We start from the raw sequence: 21,674 nt of genomic DNA, 5'->3' as shown, positions 1-21,674 counted from the left end.
TCTTCTTTTTTTAATGTTTTTATATTCTTTCCAGATTATTTCATATCAAATTTCAAATGCTTGCTTAACCAGTGTTTCTTGTTCTTCCTTATGGACTTTAGAAAATCCTGTAGCAGGTGAAGCACTTATTTTCCTGGATATCAAATTGAAATCCATGTTGATTCGCATATTGATATAGCTCCAAGCACCCATGTTTTTTGGTTCCTCTTGTACCCAAACAAGCTTTGGATTATTGTATTTTTTTAGAATTGCATCAATTTGCTTTTGAGGCCATGGATATAGCTGCTCTACTCGAACAACAGCAATGTCCTTAGCTTTCTTTTTCTTCTGCTCTTCTAATAAATCAAAATAGACTTTACCTGAACAGAAAAGTACTTTCTTAACATTTTTATTAGTTACGAAATCATCGCCTTTTACTTCCTGAAACTTTCCGGATGTAAAATCTTTCAATGGGGATATTGTGCCTTGATGTCTTAATAAAGATTTAGGTGAGAATACTACCGCTGGCTTTCTAAACTCCCAAGTCACCTGTCTTCTCATGAGGTGGAAGATATTAGCAGATGTGGTCAGGTTCGCTATAATGATATTCTCGCTTGCACACATTTGTAAGAATCGTTCCATACGAGCACTTGAATGCTCTGGACCTTGTCCTTCATATCCATGTGGCAACAACATCACCAACCCATTCATTCTTTGCCACTTACTCTCCGCACTCGTAATGAACTGATCAATCATGATCTGGGCTCCATTGGCAAAATCGCCGAATTGAGCCTCCCAAATAACCAAAGCATTTGGTGTAGCCATGGCATAGCCATATTCAAATCCTAATACGCCATATTCAGAAAGCAAAGAATTGTATATTCTAAGTGGCTGCTGATCATCCTGAATGTGATTCAAACCACAGTATGGCTCATTCGTATTCGAATCAAAAAAGTATGCATGTCTATGGGAAAAAGTTCCTCTTTTAACATCCTGCCCTGTCATTCGTACAATTGTACCTTGAGCCAAAAGAGATCCGTATGCAAGTAATTCTGCATCAGCCCAGCCAAGTTCTCCCTTCTCAAAGAAATTGGCCTTCCGATCCTTAAGCAATTTTTCAATTTGCCTCAATGGCTTAAAACCTTTAGGAACCTCAGAAATCGCTTTAGCTACTTTTTCAACAAGCTCTTTAGAAATTGATGTGTCCGGTGAAGCATCGAAATCTTTTGCTTCCGAACGTCTCAGGTGATCCCATTCTTCTTCAATTTTTTGAGGTTTATAAGGAAGTGGGTGCTCTTTGATTTCATTTAGACGGTCCTGCAGTTTATTCTTAAACTCCTTCTCAAGTTTTTTTACTTCCTCTGCACTTAAGTCCCCCTTTTCAGTAAGCTGCTTAACATAAACTTCTCTAGGATTTGGATGCTTGCCTATTGCATTGTAAAGTTTTGGTTGAGTGAATTTTGGTTCATCACTCTCATTGTGTCCATGCCTTCTATAGCAAAGCATGTCAATGAAAATATCCTTATTGAATTTCTGACGATATTCCGCAGCAAGGTTTGCACAAAATTGTACTGCTTCTGCATCATCCCCATTCACATGTAAGATTGGAGCATCTACTATTTTTGCTAAATCCGTGCAATAAATACTTGATCGAGCATCAGCAAAATCTGTGGTGAAGCCCACCTGATTGTTAATAACGAAGTGAATTGTCCCACCAGTCTTGTACCCATCAAGCAATGACATTTGGATACACTCATATACGATTCCCTGTCCAGCTACAGCAGCATCACCATGTATCAGAACAGGAATGGCCTTATCCATATCCCCATTATACTCATCATCGATTTGAGCTCTGGAGTATCCAAGCACCACAGGGTCTACTGCCTCCAAGTGCGATGGGTTAGGAGCCAACTTGACATAACATTTCTTACCTGCAGTAGTATCAAGGTGCGATGCGTAACCCAGGTGGTATTTTACGTCACCATCACCCATGGTTAAATCCACCTCCTGATTTCCTTCAAATTCGCTGAATATTTCTTCGTAGGTTTTGCCCATGATATTGGCCAAAACATTCAAGCGACCTCTATGCGCCATCCCTATCACAACCTCCTCAGCATTAAGCTCAGCTCCTTTATTAATGATTTTATCCAAGGCAGGGATCATATTCTCACCTCCTTCTAGTGAAAATCGTTTTTGACCTAGAAATTTGGTGTGAAGGAAATTTTCGAATCCGCTTGCTTCATTAAGCTTTGAAAGAATCCTGTGTTTCTCTTCTCTGGAAGGATTTATATCAGCTCCCTCGGTCTCTATTTTGCTTTTTAGCCATTCACTGACGTTTGAGTCACGAATATGATTGTATTCAAATCCAATAGAGCCAGCATATACCTTCTTTAGTTTTTCTAATATTTTCCTTAATGGAGCTTTCCCAAGACCAATCTCCTCACCTACTTCAAATTCTGAATCCAGATCTTTTTCCGATAATCCGAAATCAGAAAGTTCCAATTTTGCCGTATGTGGGCGTCTTTCACGAACTGGGTTTGTCTTAGCAACCAAGTGAGCCCAAGCACGATAATTATAAATCAGATTTCGTACAGCCGTTTCTTTTGGAGTAGAAACGATACTATCCTCCCCTCCACTTCCATAATTCTCCTGTGCAAACTCGAATCCTTCAAAGAATTTCTTCCATGATTCATCAATACTTTCAGGATCATTTTTATACGCTTGGAATAATTCATCCAGATAATTGCCGTGAGCATTGGCGATGTAAGAATATTTGTCCATATTCAATTTAGTTGTGAAACAAAGGTATAATCAATATAGTTTCTTTAAAAATCGTAAAATCGGTTTTACAAATACACGATGAGTGAATACCTCCATTCTAGCGTGTCAATAGAGAAATCTGTAGTTATAATGTGAAATTAATTAACAGACTGATAACCATCTCTTTCTGATGATTGGGATTATTTTATTTCTAGCTTCTTTGATCAGCAAAAAACAACTACATTTGCGCTCCATTTTTAAAACTTTTGATGGACGAGTTCCATAAACAAAAAGAATTATGCCAGTAAAAATTAGATTAGCGCGTCGAGGACGCAAAAAGAACGCCATGTACGATGTAGTAGTGGCAGACAGCAGAGCACCACGAGATGGTCGCTTTATTGAAAAAATTGGTACCTACAATCCGAACACTGACCCTGCAACTATCAATCTTGATGGAGATAAGGCATTTGATTGGGTAATGAAGGGTGCTCAGCCAACTGATACTGTGCGAGCAATGCTTTCATATCAGGGAATCATGATGAAAAAGCACTTACAAGTAGGTGTTAATAAAGGAGCTATCACTCAGGAACAAGCTGATAAGAAATTAGAAGCTTGGATGAAAGATAAAGAATCTAAGATCCAGGGTAAGGTAGACACTCTTGCTAAAGCGAAAGCAGATAAAAGGAAAGCTGCATTGGAGGCAGAGAAGAAAGTAAGTGATGCAAGAGCTGAAGAATTGAAGAAAAGAGCTCAGGAAGCAGAAGCTGCTTTGGTTGAAGAAATCAAAGAAGGTGGAGCTGAAGGAGATGAGGATTTAGCTGAAGATGCTGCTGAAGTAGAAGAAGCACAAGCTGCTGAAGCCACAGAGGCACCAAAAGAAGAAGCCAAGGCAGAAGTTCCCGTAGAGGAAAAGAAAGAAGAGCCTAAAGCTGAAGTGAAGGAAGAAGCTCCTGCTGAGGAGAAGAAAGAAGAGCCTAAAGCTGAAGTAAAGGAAGAAGCTCCTGCAGAGGAGAAGAAAGAAGAGCCTGAAGCTGAAGCTAAAGAAGACAAAAAAGAGGGCTAATCTGCTATGCGGCAGGATGATTGCTACCAACTAGGGGAAGTGATCAAGACCCACGGTCTTAATGGAGAAGTTAGCGTCCTCCTGGATGTAGACTTCCCTGATGAATATCAAAATTTGGAATCAGTATTTCTGGAACAATCCGGAAAACTGGTTCCTTTTTTTATTGAAACCATTCAGATCAATGGGAACAAAGCATTGATTCGCTTTGAAGACATTGAATCTTTAAATGATGCCAAAAACCTGGTAAAATCAAAAATTTTCCTGCCCCTCTCCTCACTTCCTGAACTTGAAGAGGGCCAATATTACTTCCATGAACTGGTAGGATGCGAGGTTTTTGAAGAAAAACAACTCATTGGCATTGCCAAAAATGTGATTGACCTTAATGGCAATCAATTACTATCTGTTGAAGCGAATGGCAAGGAAGTTTTAATCCCACTTCTTGATGAAATCCTATTACAGGCTGACATTAAAAATCAAAAGTTAATGGTTAAGCTACCGGAAGGATTACTTGATATGTATCTGGAGGATGATTCTGACCCTCAAGATGACTCTGACCCTCAAAAAGAGTAATAAAAGTGCTCTGTCTTCTCTGTGATTACCTTTGTGTCCTCTGAAGAAAATTATGCGAATAGATATCATCACCTGTTTACCTAACCTTTTTGAGGGTCCTCTCACTCAGAGTATTGTTAAACGCTCAATGGATAAAGGTCTGGTTGAACTGGAAATCCATAACCTTAGAGATTACGCCACAGATAAGCACAAGCATGTAGATGATTACGCATTTGGTGGTGGTGCAGGGATGGTCCTGATGATTGAGCCAATAGATAAATGCATCTCAGGCTTAAAAGAGAAAAGAAACTACGATGAAGTCATCTACCTTACCCCCGATGGAGAAACTTACAATCAGTCCATAGCCAATCAGCTTTCACTAAAAAAGAACTTCATTTTCCTTTGTGGACATTACAAAGGAGTAGATCAGCGTGTACGAGAACATTTGATTACCCGTGAAATTAGTATTGGTGATTACGTCCTTTCCGGAGGCGAGTTAGCAGCAATGGTATTGGCTGATTCTCTCATCCGATTAGTTCCAGGTGTTTTAAATGATGAGACCTCTGCCCTTTCCGATTCATTCCAGGACAATCTACTTGCCCCTCCTGTATATACCCGCCCTGCAGAATACAAAGGATGGAAAGTTCCTGAAGTGCTGACTTCTGGCCATGAAGCTAAAATTGAAGCCTGGAGAAATGAACAGGCTTTGAAAAGGACTGAAGACAGGCGTCCGGATTTGCTTTAGTTATTCACTACAGATTTCGGAATAATCAATGTCTTGAGCGAGTTTAAATACCCCTCAATAGGTATTTCGTAAGACAATCATATTTTGCAATTTTATCTTGCAGAAATTAGATTCTGTGCAAACAGAAAACATTTTCATTATTTTTAATAAACCAACTCACTAACCCTTACAATTATGAAATTCAACCCAAGGAATCTAACACTATCTTTATTACTGTTAATTACATCGCAACTAATGGCCCAAAACCCTCCGACTATTGTTGATGATGAAATCTACGTTAGCCCAATACATATCATGTGTAATGAAAGAGAAGTTGAGGCATATGCTTTTAAAATAATAACTGATGATAAGAAAGCGGATCTGTGGTATAGGATAAAAAAATCCGACAGTACATGGGATGTTATGTTTACTCTTAAAGAGCCTCAAAATATTGGTCAGGTGGAGAAAAAAGATTGCTATGATGAATATCCTGATGCATGGGTTGCTGCAACAAATAATCTCATTTCTGAGAAATTCAATAGGATTTTATGGTTTGGTGGTGATAAAATAATGCAGTTCACATTAAGATTACCTCCATCCACGAGCGATTTAGATTTAAATGTTTACTTATGCAGTAATCCAGACGATTGCCCACCGGAAATCATGAAAGGAGCTGAAGAGCATGATGGTACTATTCATTTCCCATGCAATGATGAATGCTAGTTCATGCAAATCATTCGACTTTTATTGATTTTACCATTTTTACAAAATTCATTTTTTGATCGATTAAATGAAGCTATAAAGATTTCGGATGAGGGTAATTATCCTAAAGCAATCGAACTCCTGCATGATATTATTGATGATGCGCAACTGGCATCAGAAGACTCGATCCTGACTTACTCTTATATTAAGTTGGGATCTGCTCTTTGCAAGGCTAATAAGTGTGAGCTGGGGGTGGCATATTTTTCCAAGGCACTTAATAAAAGTAATCAGCTAAATAATTCAAGCCTGAAGTCTTCGGCTTTGTTTGGATTAGCTGCTGCTTATCAATTATTGAATAAGTATGACTCATCTTTAATCTATTATGAACAAACTGTTCCCTTGTTTCAGATTAATAATGACTCAACAACTTTGAGCTATTTGTTTAGTAATCTTGGCATGCTTCATTCAAAACTTGGAGACTACAATGAATCCAAGGTCTATTTCAGTAAAGCCAAAGACATCCAACTTATTCAAAAAAATTATTTGGCACTAGGTGACACCTACTACAATCTGGGATTGGCGAATTTTCAGATGGGTGAAATAGAATCGGGATTAATTAATTACAAACTGGCACTGAAATACTACAGCGATGATGAATCGGTGAGCAAAACTCTTAAAGCGATTGGAAAAGCTTTCTACGAATTAAATGTTTATGACAGTTCATCTTATTACTACTTTCAATTCGATTCACTTAATCATGATATTCTACACAGTGAATACGAAGACAAAATCCTCGAACTGGAAACCAAATTCAAAACGGCAGAGATAGAAAGAGATAATGCTTTAAAGCAAGCGGAAATTGAAAAAAATAAACGAGAGCTTACCATCCTTTATATTTTCTCATTCTTCCTCATAATCATATCTATTGCTATTTACTACATCCTCAATCAACGTAGAAAAAGAATCAAAATAGCTTCAGAAAAAGCCATTCAAGATCTACTCTCCGAACAGGAAAGCAAAGCAACTTCTGCCATTCTTGCAGGCCAGGACAAAGAACGGAAAAGGATTGCAGCTGAATTGCATGATAATTTAGGAAGTATACTCGTCACGTTGAATATGTATGCAGATTCAATGCAATCGAAAGACAAAAAAGATATTCCAGCATTAGCTGAAAAAATCTCAGAGGTTGCTCAGTTAGCAAATGAAGAAACACGAAAAATTTCTCATAGCTTATATTCAGGTATGCTCAAACATTTTGGGCTAGAGGCTGCAATCAAACAACTAACTGAAGCTGTATCATCTGCAAGAAACATTCAATTCAAACTGAGTCTTCAAATTGACAAAATCCCTTCTGACGCTGGACTTGAAATCTATCGTATTATTCAAGAGCTTGTTAACAATACTTTAAAGCATGCGGAATGTACGAGAGTACACCTTGAAATAACACATATTGATCAATCGATCAATATAATATTTGAAGATAATGGCATTGGCTTTAATAAGAATGAATTTCAAGCAGGGTTAGGGCTTAAGAATATAGAAAATAGGGTTGAAAAGCTCGAAGGTGAGCTCACCATAGACTCTAAACCAGGAAAAGGAAGCACATTCATTATTGAAATTCCAAATCTATGAAACAAGTAAAAATATTAATCGCCGATGATCATCAGATAGTGATCGATGGTTTGAAAATGGTGCTAAGTGCAAGAAAGGATTTCGATGTAGTAGGTGAAGCGGCCAATGGAAATGAAGTTTTGGAATTTCTATCCCAAGATAAAGTGGATGTCGTCGTACTAGACATTAATATGCCAGAGATGGATGGCATTAGATGTGCCAAAAAAGTAAAAAAACTCTATCCTGAAATCAAAGTAATCATTCTCACCATGTATGCTCAAAAGTCTTTTGTTGAAGAGATCATTAAAATAGGGATAGATGGTTGTTTGCTAAAAAACAATACTGGAAAAGAACTTTCGGATGCAATTTCAAGAGTGCATCAAGGAAAATCATATTATGATCAAATTCAAAACTTCAATAAAGATGATTCTGATCTTAAAGAATATCCCTTGAGCGAGAGAGAAATAGAAATCATTCGCAAGCTTGGAGATGGCCTTACCAGTTCTCAAATTTCTGACGCTCTATTTATCTCTGAACATACTGTAAAAACGCACAGAAAGAATATTTTAAGAAAACTTGATTTGCATAGCAGTTCGGAACTGATTCAATATGCACTTAACCATGGAATTATTTGAATCAATATCTTTTTTTCCAATTCTTATTTCTATATTTGCACTCCTTTTTCAAAACACTCAGCAAAGAGTAAAGAGATGAGCACAGAATTATTGAAAGTTGTAGCCGAAGAATATAAAGACATCAAGTCAAATCATCCTTCTTTTGGTCCTGGTGACACCATCAATGTTCACTATAAAATTAAAGAAGGTAACAAGGAACGTGTACAGCAGTTCCAGGGTACTGTAATGCAGATAAAAAATCAGAACACCAACGGTGAAACCTTCACTGTAAGAAAAGTTTCTGGTGATATTGCTGTGGAGAGAATCTTCCCAATTCTTACCCCAAACATTGAAAAAATTGAAGTTCTTCGAAAAGGTAAAGTCAGAAGAGCCAAGCTATATTATCTAAGAGGTAGAAAAGGTAAAGCTGCCAGAATTAAGGAAAAGCTTTCCAGATAAAAATTTCAATCCTGACCTCAGTGTCAGGATTTTTTTTGCCTTACTTCCAGTTAACTTAGCTTTCATGAAGCTAAACTTCACAAAATATCAAGGAACAGGTAACGACTTCATTTTAATTGATGATCTAAATCTCACTTTTCCTGCTGAGTTTGATTTGATTCAAAAGCTCTGCGATCGGAAATTTGGGATCGGAGCTGATGGGTTAATACTCATCCAAAATCATCCTGAACTGGACTATCGAATGATCTATTTCAATTCGGATGGTTCTCAAAGCCTCTGTGGAAATGGATCACGGTGTGGATTTGCATTTGCTAAAACACTAGGATTAGTAGAGCAGATGGCTACTTTCGAAACAACGGATGGTGTCCACCAAATAAAGGAAAAGAACGGACTGATCCATTTTCAACTTTTTGATGTCAATGAAATTATGCAGTTGAATGATACCGAATGGTTTATAAATACGGGATCCCCTCATCATATAGTCCAGGAAAAAGAAGTTGATCGTATTGATATTGTTTCATTAGGCAGACAAATAAGGAATGGATCAGCTTATTCCAGCCAAAATGGCACGAATGTCAACTTTGCACAGCTTTTGCAAGACAAGGTCAAAATAAGAACATATGAGAGAGGTGTTGAGGATGAAACACTAAGCTGTGGAACCGGAGCTACAGCAGTAGGGATTATGGCAGGTAAATTAGGATATTCAAGTCCTGTACATATTCAAACCAAAGGAGGAGATCTGAAAGTTTTGTTCACTCAAAAAGAAGGACAATTCACAGATATTTGGCTTGCTGGACCAGCTGAAAAAGTGTTTGAAGGAAGTGTTATAATCTGACCCTCTTATCAACAAACCATTATAACTTTAAGGCCTTTTAATAAAGGCTAATTTTGAAACATAGACGGAGGTCTTAAAATAATATTTTTCAATGCTAAACTCGATTACGAAGGGATTTGCCAAGATTTTTGGCACGAAGACTGAAAAGGATCTCAAGGAACTCACTCCTTACGTTGGACTAATCAATGCTGAATTTGATAAACTACAGAACATCTCTGATGATGAACTTAGAGGGAAAACATCAGAGTTAAAAACAATCATCAAAGACAGATTGAAGGATATCGATGATCAGATAGAAGCCCTTCATAAGCAAGTCGATGAGGATAAAACACTAGACGTACATCAGAAAGAAGAGATTTTCGGACAAATTGATAAGCTGGAAAGCGATAGAGATGTAGAGCTTGAAGAAGTTTTGATGGAGATTCTTCCACTTGGTTTTGCAGTGGTAAAGGAAACTGCCAGAAGATTTGCTGAAAATGAGAAAATAGTAGTTACTGCCACTCAATACGATAAAGAAATTGCTGCAAAAAAAGATAACGTAGAAATAAGTGGTGAGACAGCTACCTGGAAGAACAAATGGATGGCTGCCGGCAATGAAGTATTGTGGAATATGGTACACTACGACGTTCAGCTTATTGGTGGTGTCGTATTGCATCAAGGTAAAATAGCTGAGATGCAAACGGGTGAGGGTAAAACACTAGTTGCTACTCTTCCCGCTTATTTGAATGCACTTGCTGAAAGAGGTGTTCACATCGTGACAGTTAATGATTACTTAGCAAGACGAGATGCAGAATGGAATGCGCCATTGTTTGAATTTCATGGCCTTAGAATTGATTGCATAGATAACCATCAGCCCAATTCCACGGAAAGAAGAAATGCTTACCTCGCAGACATTACTTATGGAACCAATAATGAATTTGGATTTGACTACCTGAGAGACAACATGTCAAGGAGTCCGGAAGAATTGGTACAAAAGAAGCACCACTATGCTATGGTCGATGAAGTGGATTCTGTCTTAATCGATGACGCCAGAACCCCATTGATTATTTCAGGACCAATTCCAAGGGGCGATGAACATGAATTTTATGATCTAAAACCTCGTATTCAGCGACTTGTAGATGCTCAAAGAAAACTGGTTGGTGAGTACCTGAATGAGGCAAAAAAACTAATCAAAGAAGGAAAAGAGGGAGAGGCCGGACTTCCACTTTTCAGAGCTTTCAGGGGCTTACCAAAGAATAAGCCACTCATAAAATTCATGAGTGAAACCGGAATAAAGCAAATCCTTCAAAAAACAGAAAACATTTATCTGGCAGATAATCAAAAACGAATGCCAGAGGCTGACGAACCGCTTTATTTCACCATCGATGAAAAAATCAACAGCATTGATCTTACGGAGAAAGGCATTGACTTAATAACCGGAGAAGGGGAAGATGCCACATTCTTTATCCTTCCTGACATTGGAGATGAAATTGCCCAGCTAGAAAAAAATGAAGAGCTCCCTGAGAATGATAAACTTCAGAAGAAAGAAGAAATCATTCGCGAGTATAACATTAAAGGTCAAAGAATCCACTCTGTCAATCAGCTCTTAAAAGCATACTGCATGTATGAAAAGGATACTGAGTATGTGGTAATGGATAGCAAGGTGAAGATTGTAGACGAACAGACCGGCCGTATCATGGAAGGTCGCCGATACTCTGATGGGTTGCACCAAGCCATTGAAGCGAAGGAAAATGTGAAAGTAGAAGATGCAACACAGACTTACGCTACAATCACTTTGCAAAATTACTTCCGAATGTATCACAAGCTTGCAGGTATGACAGGTACAGCAGAAACAGAAGCGGGTGAGTTTTGGGACATCTATAAATTGGATGTGGTTGTCATCCCAACCAACAGACCAATCGCCAGAAATGACGAGAATGACAAGGTATACAAAACGATTAGAGAGAAATTTAACGCTGTAGCAGAAGAAGTCGTTGAGCTTACTCAGGCAGGAAGACCCGTACTTGTAGGTACTACTTCAGTAGAAATATCCGAGCTATTGAGCAGAATGCTTAAAATGCGAAACATCAAGCATCAGGTTCTTAATGCAAAGCAGCACGCTCGAGAAGCAGATGTAGTGGCTGATGCTGGTAAGCCGGGCGCAGTTACGATTGCTACCAACATGGCAGGAAGGGGAACGGATATTAAGCTTTCCTCTGAGGTGAAAGAAGCTGGTGGTCTGGCTATTATAGGTACAGAAAGGCACGAATCACGAAGAGTAGACAGACAGTTAAGGGGTCGTTCCGGTAGACAGGGTGATCCGGGATCTTCACAGTTTTATGTATCTCTCGAGGACAACCTTATGCGACTCTTCATGTCTGATCGTGTAGCGAAAATCATGGATAGACTTGGATTGCAAGAAGGTGAAGTGATCCAGCACTCAATGATTACAAAGTCCATTGAAAGAGCTCAGCGAAAAGTAGAAGAAAACAACTTTGCGATTAGAAAAAACCTTCTCGAGTATGACGATGTAATGAACTCTCAGAGAGAGGTTATTTACAAGCGAAGAAGAAATGCTCTCTACGGAGAACGCCTTGAGCTTGACATCCTTAATATGCTATTAGAGACTTGTGAAGACATCATCTTCAATGCGAAAGGAACGAATGATCTCGATAGCCTTAAACTAAATGCCATTTCTATTCTTGGGTTAGACTTCAATATCACCAAGGAAGAACTTGAAAAAGAGGATGAGAATGTACTCTCAGAAAGGCTTTATAATGAGACACTAAAAAGCTATCAGCTGAAGAACCAACTAATCAAAGACAAGGCGCTTCCAATTCTAAAGCAATTGAACCTTACAAGAGGTGCTACCTTGGAAAATGTATTGGTACCGTTCACAGATGGTAAAAAGCAAATTGGAACATCCGTAAATCTTAAAAAGGCTGTTGAAACTGAAGGGCAAGAGCTAATCCTTGAAATGGAAAAAATGATTGCCTTGGCGACTATTGACCTACTTTGGAAAGAGCACTTAAGAGAGATGGATGATCTTCGTCAAAGTGTTAGAAATGCTCAGTATGAACAAAAGGATCCACTTTTAATCTACAAGTTCGAAGGGTTTGAAATGTTTAAGCGATTTATCGGTAGAGTGAATGAAGAGACTATTTCATTCTTGATGAAAGCTGAAATCCCTGTTGAGCAACCTGATCAAATGCAGGAAGCGAAAAAACAGCAAACCGCCAGAAACTACAAAGAACAAAAAGAAGAAAGCAGATCTGCATTGGCGGGTCCTGATGGTGGAAACAGACCACCTGTTCAACAGCAGTCTCAACCGATTCAATCTCAAAAGATTGCAAGTAGAAACCAACGAGTGAATGTACAATATGCTGATGGATCAGTTAAAAAAGATGTGAAATACAAAACGGTAGAAGACGATATTAAAAACAATAGATGCGTACTTATCGATTAGTCATATTAATTCTGCTGGTTGGCTGTAAAGCCGCAACTCCAACAGCTCCGAGTAAATACTCAGAGGATTTGAGCATTCACCGCCCAATCCTAATTTCTGTTGAGGACAGTACAGACCTTAAGCAGGAAGTTGTTACAGAACAGTATAGTCCTCTTGAGGGGCACATTAAACTAGAGCTGGATAGCATTGCCAAAGTTGCTTTAGAACAAAACAAATCTGGTAAAACGGTGGACGGATTTGTAATTAATGTTTATTCGGGTGGTAGTCGTGATGAGGCAAACCAAGCCAGATCGAAAATGCTTGAATTATTTCCTGAGCTTGAACCTAAGGTGACCTATCATCAACCGAACTTTCGTGTCATTGCCGGTCGATTCACCAATCGATTAAGAGCTAATCGTATATTCCAGGATGTAAAAGAAGAGTTCCCCCGCGCATTATTAATTCCTGAAAGGTTTACTCAGAGATATGAGTGACCTCATCAGTAAAATAAAGGCACTGGCTGAAACTCATTTCGGAGAAATTCTTGAAGTAAGAAGGCATATACATGCTAATCCTGAACTTTCTTTTCAAGAACATAATACAGCTGATTTCATTGAGGAGAAGCTGAAATCCTTTGGAATAACAAATACCCAACGAATTGCTGACACGGGTGTCACATTCTGCCTTGAGGGAAAAGAAAAAGGTAAAACAATAGCGCTTCGGGCAGATATTGATGCGTTACCAATCCTTGAAGCAAATGACGTCCCCTACAAATCAAAAAATGAAGGTGTTATGCATGCGTGTGGGCATGATGTACACACCTCCAGTTTGTTAGGAGTAGCAAAGATCCTTTCAGGACTTACTGAAGAATTTAACGGAACCATTAAATTCATTTTTCAGCCTGCCGAGGAAAAATCTCCAGGCGGAGCATCTATTCTAATAAAGGAAGGTGTTTTAAAAAATCCACAACCTGAAACCATTTTGGGTCAACATGTCATGCCGCTCATTCCTGAGGGAAAGGTGGGATTCCGGACTGGAAAATATATGGCTAGCGCTGATGAAATCTACCTGACAGTTAAAGGGAAAGGTGGACATGCTGCTATGCCGGAAACTTTTGTAGATCCAATAGCCATCTCTGCCCAAATCCTTGTTTCGCTACAACAAGTGGTTAGCAGAATGGCCAATCCAAAAATTCCTTCTGTACTTTCATTTGGAAAAATTCAAGGTGGAAACATCAATAATGTGATTCCCGAAGAAGTGAAAATTGACGGTACATTTAGAACATTCGATGAAGAATGGAGGAAAAAGGCGCTTCAAAAAATCAAAGATATTTCCACCTCCATCGCTGAGTCAATGGGTGGTTCTTGTGATGTGAATATTGCTTCCGGCTATCCATTCCTTGTAAATGATGAAGCTTATACTTTGCGGAACATCGAAGCAGCAAAGAACTACTTGGGTGATGAAAATGTAGTGGAGCTAGACCTCTGGATGGCAGCAGAAGATTTTGCGTTTTATACCCATGAAGTTCCAGGGTGCTTCTATCGTCTGGGAACCAGGAATGAGCAAAAAGGCATCACATCTGGCGTCCACACCCCTACATTTAATATAGACGAAAATGCCTTGAAAACCGGGATGGGACTAATGGCATATTTAGCTATAAATGAACTAAAGAATTAATTACAGGGCTACTTCTGTCTGAAATCTAAAGACTAAGTATTCTCTGGTTTGGCCAGGGAAAGTCTGATAGCTTATATCCGTTTGAAATTTCAGGTCATGCCCAGAGATATATCTAGATAATCCTAAAGTATACTCTCTTTGATCAGAAAAAACAGATTGTGTTGCATCCGCATTAATATCCGTGAATCTGCTAGCTATTTCCCAATTGGAAGGGAATAGGTAGCCCGCTTGAAAAACAAATCCTGTCCCTGTCCCATAGCTATCTTCGTTATTCCCTGCAGTACGCTTCACATACTCTGACATGGCTGAAAAACCATTATACTTAAACATCATATCTGCAATGAATGATTTTAAATCTGTTGGTAGATAAGCATCATCAGTATCTGTTACAAACCCACCTAGATTACCTCTTGATCGCACAGCATTCGTATTCAAATCTCCAGAAACACCAATTGAAAGTTTTGGTGTCGGTTCTCTTTTTAGATCAGAACCAAAGTAATCTCCTTTTCCGGTAAAACTCCCCATTGGTAAAAACTCCAATCTACCGGTAACCTGATAGCCCTCTACTGGATTTCTAGCAATAACATTTCTTCCCTGCCCCATTGATATTGCCAAAATTTGTCTGAATTTATCATTGGCACTTTTGTGTCTTAGCTGAACTCCAACATCACGATCGAGATTAAAGCGTGAATTCACTAAACTTCGATCAACAAACTGAAGATTTTGAGAAGAGATTACACGCTCACGGTTACCCGGCAGTTTTGTTTGTCCGTACCAAACATGCCAGTTTTTAGCGAAATTCCACTTTATCACCGCATCAAGAACGATATTGGCTGTATTACCTGACTCAGCATTGTGACCACTTCGCTGATCTCTATTCGAAACGGCCAGCTCCAGTTTGTAAACGATACTTGGATCGATAGCCCACCCATCAAACTTCAACCGTGTTCTTCTAACCATCAATGCATCTTCATATACATTATCTTCTAGGTCATATCTGCCATCATACAAGGTTTGAAATCGGAATCCGAATTTTAAAAGAAAGGACGAATCTTGTGCAGCAAACTGTAAACGCTTGCCCCATTTACTGGATGTTGAATCCTGGGCGTGCACATGAGGAATTATAAACGCAAGAAATAGTAGTGTAGTGTAGGCTTTTTTCATGCTAAGCAATTAAGCCTGCAATGTTAACTAAACATTAACTAAACATTAAACAAGATACTTTGAATGGAGGATTTTTTGACTTAAAAAATACATAACTCATTGATTATCTATCTGTTATAATTCTAGTTTTAATAAATATTCACGTAATACACACGACACATTAAAAATTTATCTTTGCGCAAAATCTTACAAAAAAATGGAATACGGACTGTTAGACCTACTTAATTTACTTGGGGCCTTGGGCTTTTTCATCTACGGGATGAAGGTGATGAGTGAGGGCATCCAAAAGGTGGCCGGCTCAAAAATGAGAAACATTCTCAGCTCAATGACCTCTAACCGATTCAAAGGTGTTTTTACCGGCTTTACCATAACAAGTTTAGTGCAGTCCTCATCGGCTACTACTGTGCTTGTCGTAAGCTTCGTTAACGCCGGACTTCTTTCATTGACTGAATCAATCGGGGTGATTATGGGAGCCAATATTGGTACAACGATCACAGCATGGTTGATATCAATTGTTGGATTTAAAGTGAAAATTGCGACTTACGCATTACCAATAATCGCCATTGGGTTCCCGTTAATGTTTTTTAATCGTGAACGATTGAAATTCTGGGGTGAGGTTCTTGTAGGTTTTGCCTTACTTTTTATGGGTCTTGCTTTACTTAAAGATTCAGTTCCAGATCTAAAAGCCAATCCTGAAATCCTTGAATTCCTTAGCCGCTATACTGATCTTGGTTATCTATCGATCTTATTATTTGTATTAATAGGTACAGGATTAACAGTCGTTGTTCAATCTTCGAGTGCTGCTATGGCATTAACACTTGTTATGGCTAATAATGGCTGGATTCCGTTTGAATTAGCTGCGGCAATGGTACTTGGAGAAAACATTGGAACTACAATTACTGCAAACCTTGCCGCTTTGGTAGGAAACGTTCATGCAAAAAGAGCTGCGCTTTCTCACTTGATCTTCAACTTGTTTGGAGTTCTATGGATTCTAATATTGATTAGGCCTGCCCTAAATCTTGTTGACTGGTACTTGGTTTCAAGTGGTTCAGCTTCTCCATTTGTTACTGCCACTAGTATCCCTGTAGCACTTTCTATATTCCACTCCACGTTCAACATACTGAATACTTTATTCCTTATCTGGTTTGTGAATTTTATTGCCAGAACAGTAACCCGAGTTATAAAGTCTACAGGTGAAGACGAGTTTTCTTTGGAGTACATCAGCACCGGTATGATGAATACTTCAGAGCTATCAATTGAAGAAGCTCGTAAAGAAACAGTACGTATGGGTGAAATGACTCAGAAGATGTCCAAGCAGTTTCAAAACCTCATCTTAGAGGAAAAACCTAAGAAGGTGAAGAAGTTATTGAAGAAAATTCGTGACTATGAAATCATCACCGATAGAATGGAACAAGAAATTGGCGAATATCTGATGAAAGTTTCTGCAAACGGTACCTTAAGTAACACCAGTGCTGTAAAAGTTACCAGCTTATTAAGTTCAGTTAATGATCTGGAGCGAATTGGAGACATCTTCTTCCAAATGTCCAGAGATGTAGAACGCATCCTTAAGAGTGACAAGAAATTCAAAAGCAAACAAGTAAAGAATCTTCAGGAAATGATGGAGCTTATTGATGAGGCTCTAAAAATTATGCACACCAATTTAGACTCAACTGAAAAAGATAACTCATTAGAGCCGGCAATGATTGTTGAGGAAAAGATTGATTCGTTGCGTAATGCATTACGAAAGGATCTTACCAAGGACATTAAGAAGGATAAGTACGATCCTCAAAGAGATGGATGGTATAAAGATCTTTTCCATTTATGTGAAAAGGTTGGTGACCATGCCATCAATGTATCAGAAGCCATGACGGGTGAAAAGGAGCGAATCTTGAAAGAGGAGTTAGAATCAGAATGATAAGAAATTTGTCCTTGTCAACTGACATGGGAAAAAACTATCAATCCATACTTAAAAGGACACTCATTACTGGAGTGTCCATTCTTTTTTTTCTATTTTCAATAGAACTATTAGGCGTGTCTTTAGCTGAGATGGCCGAACCTTTTACTGAAAGTATTTCAATGGTAACAGCCAATCCGTTCATCGGCCTATTCATTGGCTTGCTATCCACAGCTTTACTTCAAAGTAGCTCTACTACTACATCCATTGCAGTAGCGGCAGTGGCTTCTGGGGCAATCAGTCTTGAAAATGCTATTCCTATCGTTATGGGTGCCAACGTTGGTACTACAATCACGAGTACTATCATATCGATGAGTTATATCTCTAAACACAAAGAGTTTAGAAAAGCTGTCGCTGCAGGTACTTCGCACGATTTCTTTAATATACTCACCGTTTTATTGCTTTTCCCTCTAGAGGTTAACTATAGATTCCTTGAACGAACAAGCGCCGCTATTTCTTCTCACTTACACGTAACAGGGAGATCTTCGGCCTCTGATACTGGCTATGAATTTACATCCATTTTTGAAACAGCTACAGAATGGATAATTATCAATTTTGGTCCTCTCTTATCACTCTTGATAGGAATCATTTTGATATTCACCTGCATTAAGCTGATCTCAAAATGGCTCTATAAAATATTGATTGGAAAGACGAAAGATCAGTTTGAGAATGCTGTTTTTAAAAACAAATTCAGAGCCTTTAGTTGGGGGCTAATTATTACATCTGTTGCACAATCAAGTTCACTTACTACTTCATTGATTGTTCCTCTTGTGGCTACAGGAAAAGTAAAAATCAAAAAAGCATTTCAATTCATTTTAGGAGCCAACATTGGAACAACCATTACCGCTCTCCTGGCAGCAATCTTTCAGTCCGAAGCAGCAATTAGTCTGGCTCTTGTTCATCTATTATTTAATCTCACAGGTGTTCTTATTTTCTACTTCATTCCTTACTTGTCACAGCTTCCTGTAATACTTGCAAAGAAAATGGGCAGACTTACCATGAGCATGAGAATAATAGGTTTTGCTTACATTTTTGTAGCGTTCTTTATGCTACCTTTTACACTTATTTATTTCTCAAAGACAGTGGAAAAGCAATCCGATCCTATAGAAGTTATTACAGAGGATTAGATTTGTGAATAAACAATTTGAATATGGCATCTTCTGCAAGAAAGGTGATTGATAATATTGTTGAGTTTATCGAAATAAAAACTGAGCAAATTAAGTTGCGGATCATTTCCAGGATCGCTCGAATGCTGTCTGGTGTAATCGCATTATCCCTACTCGCTGTATTTGGTTTATTCTTTTTCTTTTTCTTGAGTTTCGCGATGGCAGAGTTGATCAATATTGGGATGGATAGTGCCTATCTTGGATATCTGATAATATCTGGATTCTATTTGCTAATAATTATAATTGTAACAATACTGGTTAAAAGTAGACTTCTTCAGAAGTGGATAGAAGTGCTTATTGTAAAACTTGAGGAAGCCAAATATGAGCAAGAAAGAAACCATTGAATCCCGGGTAAAGGCTCTTACAGAAAGAGAGCAAAAAATCAAGAAACAACTTGACAATGACTCAGATGAAATGAAGGACAAAGCAATGCGAGTAGGAAAAATTGCATTGGTTGCGGGTGGGGTAGCGTTACTAGGTTATTGGCTTTTCAACATCTTTTCAGATGATGATGAGGAAGTTGAGAAACCAAAAAAGAAGAAAAAGCATAAGAGATCTTCTCCAAATACAACAGCAAGAATTACTGCGCTTTTAATGCCCTATCTGAATAAATTTCTAGACGGTGTGTTGGATGATGAAGACAATGATAAGAAAGAGGATATTAAGAAAGAAGAAGGTCAGGAAACTGATTAAACATTCATCAAAGACTCCCTACGACGCATTTTACCTGCAGGAATACCAAACATCATTTTAAATCTTCGGCAGAAGTATGCGGTATCCTTATATCCTACTTCTTTACCAATATCTCGGATACTCTTCTTGCTTGTCCTTAACAGATTGACAGCCGCTTCCATGCGCTGATACTCAATGTAATCCTGTGGATTGATTCCTGTAAGCATTTTGAAGTACTGACCAACATAATCTTCAGACACATTCGCCACATTGGCCAAAACCTTGTTAGAAAGATCATCAGAAAGATTTTCCTTAATGAAAGTGAAAATATCAATGAGTCTTGGGTCTTTGAAATACGTGCTATTGGTAGCTAATTTCTCAACGAATAAGCTATTATTCAAAATATAACGAATGAGCTCAATCGTCATGTTTTCAGTAAGCACCTTAACAATCCGATCCCTGCCAGGCATGCTTGCCTTTACCTCGTCATTAATTTGCTGAATGAGTCCAGCCAGCTTATAATTCTCTTCGATTTTAAATGGAGGGATATCCAGAGAAGAAAAGAAGTTTACCGAGTCAAAAGCTTTCGCATCAAAAGCTACATAGCTATAGTGCTCGTCACTAATTGAATGTTCATTGTAAGACTTAAGAAACTGATCTTTATTGGTTAAAAAATCATCTTTAGAAAGGACTGTAGCTGCTCCAGACCCATACGTCATTGAAATAGGGCGACCTCCTGGTACGAAGATCACATCTCCCTCTACAGCCGTCTCTTTTTCCTTTCCAAACCTGATTTCTCCTCCTGTAACTAATAAGAGGTAGTTTTCAACCTCATAGTTATTATCGATAGTAACCGGCTTTAAAATATTAATATTTTTAGCCTTGATATATCGAATCTCTAATGATTCAATGATTTTATTGTAGTCCTCCATTTATGAATAAAGCTGGTTAATCTATCAATAAATAGTAAAATAATAGGACGAATCTAATAATATTCGCCCTCAAAACCTAATTGGAGTGGATTAGGGTAATATCCAGCTATTGAACTATTTCAATAAACCTCTTGAAATTACGATGCGTTGAATTTCAGAAGTACCTTCATAAATCTGAGTGATTTTTGCATCTCTCATTAATCTTTCCACATGAAATTCTTTCACATAGCCATATCCACCATGGATCTGGACCGCCTCGACTGTTTGTGTCATGGCTACTTCAGATGCATATAGTTTGGCCATTGCGCCTTCCTGGGAGAAGTCTTCGCCAGCGTCTTTCTTTTGGGCTGCTTTTAGACATAATAATCTAGCTGCTTCAATTTGAGTGGCCATATCAGCAAGTTTGAATTGAATTGCCTGATGTTTGGCTATTTCAACACCAAATGCTTTTCGTTCTTGAGAATATTTAAGCGCCAGTTCAAATGCACCAGAAGCTATTCCTAGCGCCTGAGACGCTATACCAATTCTTCCGCCATTCAAAACATTCATCGCAAAGGTAAAGCCAAAACCATCGGCCCCTATTCTATTCTCTTTTGGAACTTTTACATCCTGAAACATCAATGAGTGGGTGTCACTTCCTCTGATTCCTAGTTTATCTTCCTTCCTTCCTACTGTGAATCCTTCCATATCCCTTTCTACGATGATGGCATTGATCCCTTTATGTTTCTTTTCGGCATCCGTTTGAGCCATTACAATATAGTAGGAAGCTGAATTACCATTGGTTATCCAGTTTTTTGTTCCATTCAATAGGTAGTGATCACCTTTATCTTCAGCAGTGGTTCGTTGAGAGGTAGCATCTGAACCCGCTTCTGGCTCTGAGAGACAGAATGCACCGATTTTCTGGCCGCTCGCTAAAGGTTTAAGATATTTCTCTTTTTGCTCTTCTGTTCCGTATTTTTCTAATCCCCAGCATACCAATGAATTGTTTACAGACATACAAACAGATGTAGATGCGTCGATCTTGGATATTTCTTCCATTGCCAGCACATACGAGACCGTATCCATCCCGCTTCCACCGTATTTTGGATCAACCATCATACCCATGAAGCCAAGTTCACCCAACTGCTTAATTTGTTCAGCAGGAAACTGTTGCTTCTCATCTCTCTCGATTACACCTGGTAAAAGCTCTTTTTGTGCGAAATCTCGCGCTGCATCTCTAACTGCTAATTGCTCCTCTGTAAAATTGAAATTCATCTATTTTATGTCTTAGATTTATACATTAGTCGAATTGGCCGCAAATATATTCAATAAGATTCAAGACCATTACGAAAACTATTGTATCATCGCTTTTGTTATGCAGTAAACCAAACGACACCATCGAGTGTCATA

The 21,674-nt window shown here is 38.5% G+C and carries 19 protein-coding genes; 15 read left to right on the top strand and 4 right to left on the bottom strand.

Annotated elements, in window-relative coordinates:
* Window positions 1-45 precede the first annotated feature (45 nt).
* Window positions 46-2,760, bottom strand: coding sequence for a 2-oxoglutarate dehydrogenase E1 component (locus ACOMC3_RS01685; protein ID WP_420317790.1), 2,715 nt, complete (start codon window positions 2,758-2,760; stop codon window positions 46-48).
* Window positions 2,761-3,037: 277 nt separating this feature from the next.
* Between ACOMC3_RS01685 and ACOMC3_RS01680 the strand changes: the two genes are divergently transcribed.
* The 11 genes from ACOMC3_RS01680 to ACOMC3_RS01630 all read left to right on the top strand — a co-directional run bounded on the left by ACOMC3_RS01680 (window position 3,038) and on the right by ACOMC3_RS01630 (window position 14,397).
* Entirely contained in the window at window positions 3,038-3,802 is a 765-nt protein-coding gene (locus tag ACOMC3_RS01680; RefSeq protein ID WP_420317789.1) for a 30S ribosomal protein S16, read from the top strand.
* A gap of 6 nt (window positions 3,803-3,808) precedes the next feature.
* Complete coding sequence (gene rimM / locus ACOMC3_RS01675; RefSeq protein ID WP_420317788.1) at window positions 3,809-4,372, top strand: ribosome maturation factor RimM; 564 nt, start codon at window positions 3,809-3,811, stop codon at window positions 4,370-4,372.
* Between the two features lie 52 nt (window positions 4,373-4,424).
* Window positions 4,425-5,096 (top strand): tRNA (guanosine(37)-N1)-methyltransferase TrmD, encoded by a 672-nt coding sequence (gene trmD, locus ACOMC3_RS01670; RefSeq protein WP_420317787.1) that lies wholly within the window; start codon window positions 4,425-4,427, stop codon window positions 5,094-5,096.
* Between the two features lie 174 nt (window positions 5,097-5,270).
* Complete coding sequence (locus tag ACOMC3_RS01665) at window positions 5,271-5,798, top strand: hypothetical protein (protein WP_420317786.1); 528 nt, start codon at window positions 5,271-5,273, stop codon at window positions 5,796-5,798.
* Window positions 5,799-5,801: 3 nt separating this feature from the next.
* Entirely contained in the window at window positions 5,802-7,409 is a 1,608-nt protein-coding gene (locus ACOMC3_RS01660) for a tetratricopeptide repeat-containing sensor histidine kinase (protein WP_420317785.1), read from the top strand.
* On the top strand, window positions 7,406-8,023 hold the full coding sequence (locus ACOMC3_RS01655; protein ID WP_420317784.1) for a response regulator: 618 nt from the start codon (window positions 7,406-7,408) through the stop codon (window positions 8,021-8,023). The genes ACOMC3_RS01660 and ACOMC3_RS01655 overlap by 4 nt, the downstream gene beginning before the upstream one ends.
* A gap of 75 nt (window positions 8,024-8,098) precedes the next feature.
* Entirely contained in the window at window positions 8,099-8,461 is a 363-nt protein-coding gene (gene rplS / locus ACOMC3_RS01650; protein ID WP_420317783.1) for a 50S ribosomal protein L19, read from the top strand.
* A 64-nt stretch (window positions 8,462-8,525) separates the two neighbouring features.
* Complete coding sequence (gene dapF / locus ACOMC3_RS01645) at window positions 8,526-9,296, top strand: diaminopimelate epimerase (protein WP_420317782.1); 771 nt, start codon at window positions 8,526-8,528, stop codon at window positions 9,294-9,296.
* A 91-nt stretch (window positions 9,297-9,387) separates the two neighbouring features.
* Complete coding sequence (gene secA, locus ACOMC3_RS01640; RefSeq protein WP_420317781.1) at window positions 9,388-12,741, top strand: preprotein translocase subunit SecA; 3,354 nt, start codon at window positions 9,388-9,390, stop codon at window positions 12,739-12,741.
* Window positions 12,723-13,214 carry an SPOR domain-containing protein gene (locus tag ACOMC3_RS01635; RefSeq protein ID WP_420317780.1) on the top strand — a complete coding sequence of 164 codons (492 nt, stop codon included), beginning with the start codon at window positions 12,723-12,725 and terminating at the stop codon, window positions 13,212-13,214. The genes secA and ACOMC3_RS01635 overlap by 19 nt, the downstream gene beginning before the upstream one ends.
* Entirely contained in the window at window positions 13,207-14,397 is a 1,191-nt protein-coding gene (locus ACOMC3_RS01630) for a M20 metallopeptidase family protein (protein ID WP_420317779.1), read from the top strand. Before ACOMC3_RS01635 ends, ACOMC3_RS01630 begins: the two co-directional genes overlap by 8 nt.
* Here ACOMC3_RS01630 and ACOMC3_RS01625 read toward each other — a convergent pair whose 3' ends face one another.
* Entirely contained in the window at window positions 14,398-15,561 is a 1,164-nt protein-coding gene (locus ACOMC3_RS01625; RefSeq protein WP_420317778.1) for a porin, read from the bottom strand.
* A gap of 196 nt (window positions 15,562-15,757) precedes the next feature.
* On the opposite strand from ACOMC3_RS01625, the gene ACOMC3_RS01620 reads away from it, so the two are divergent.
* The 4 genes from ACOMC3_RS01620 to ACOMC3_RS01605 are packed head-to-tail and all read left to right on the top strand — an operon-like array spanning window position 15,758 to window position 19,374.
* Entirely contained in the window at window positions 15,758-17,476 is a 1,719-nt protein-coding gene (locus tag ACOMC3_RS01620) for a Na/Pi cotransporter family protein (RefSeq protein WP_420317777.1), read from the top strand.
* A gap of 26 nt (window positions 17,477-17,502) precedes the next feature.
* Entirely contained in the window at window positions 17,503-18,642 is a 1,140-nt protein-coding gene (locus tag ACOMC3_RS01615) for a Na/Pi symporter (protein ID WP_420317776.1), read from the top strand.
* Between the two features lie 23 nt (window positions 18,643-18,665).
* Window positions 18,666-19,025, top strand: coding sequence for a phage holin family protein (locus ACOMC3_RS01610; RefSeq protein ID WP_420317775.1), 360 nt, complete (start codon window positions 18,666-18,668; stop codon window positions 19,023-19,025).
* On the top strand, window positions 19,003-19,374 hold the full coding sequence (locus ACOMC3_RS01605) for a hypothetical protein (RefSeq protein WP_420317774.1): 372 nt from the start codon (window positions 19,003-19,005) through the stop codon (window positions 19,372-19,374). The genes ACOMC3_RS01610 and ACOMC3_RS01605 overlap by 23 nt, the downstream gene beginning before the upstream one ends.
* On the opposite strand, the gene ACOMC3_RS01600 is transcribed toward ACOMC3_RS01605, so the two are convergent.
* Window positions 19,371-20,285, bottom strand: coding sequence for a helix-turn-helix domain-containing protein (locus ACOMC3_RS01600; protein WP_420317773.1), 915 nt, complete (start codon window positions 20,283-20,285; stop codon window positions 19,371-19,373). The two genes, ACOMC3_RS01605 and ACOMC3_RS01600, sit on opposite strands and share 4 nt — an antisense overlap.
* Window positions 20,286-20,399: 114 nt before the next feature.
* Entirely contained in the window at window positions 20,400-21,539 is a 1,140-nt protein-coding gene (locus tag ACOMC3_RS01595; RefSeq protein ID WP_420317772.1) for an acyl-CoA dehydrogenase, read from the bottom strand.
* Between the last annotated feature and the right edge of the window lie 135 nt (window positions 21,540-21,674).

This window comes from Ekhidna sp. (assembly GCF_965212185.1).
Lineage (GTDB): Bacteria > Bacteroidota > Bacteroidia > Cytophagales > Cyclobacteriaceae > Ekhidna.
The sequence above is the reverse complement of the archived record's forward strand: the minus strand, read 5'-3'. Positions and strand labels throughout refer to the sequence as shown.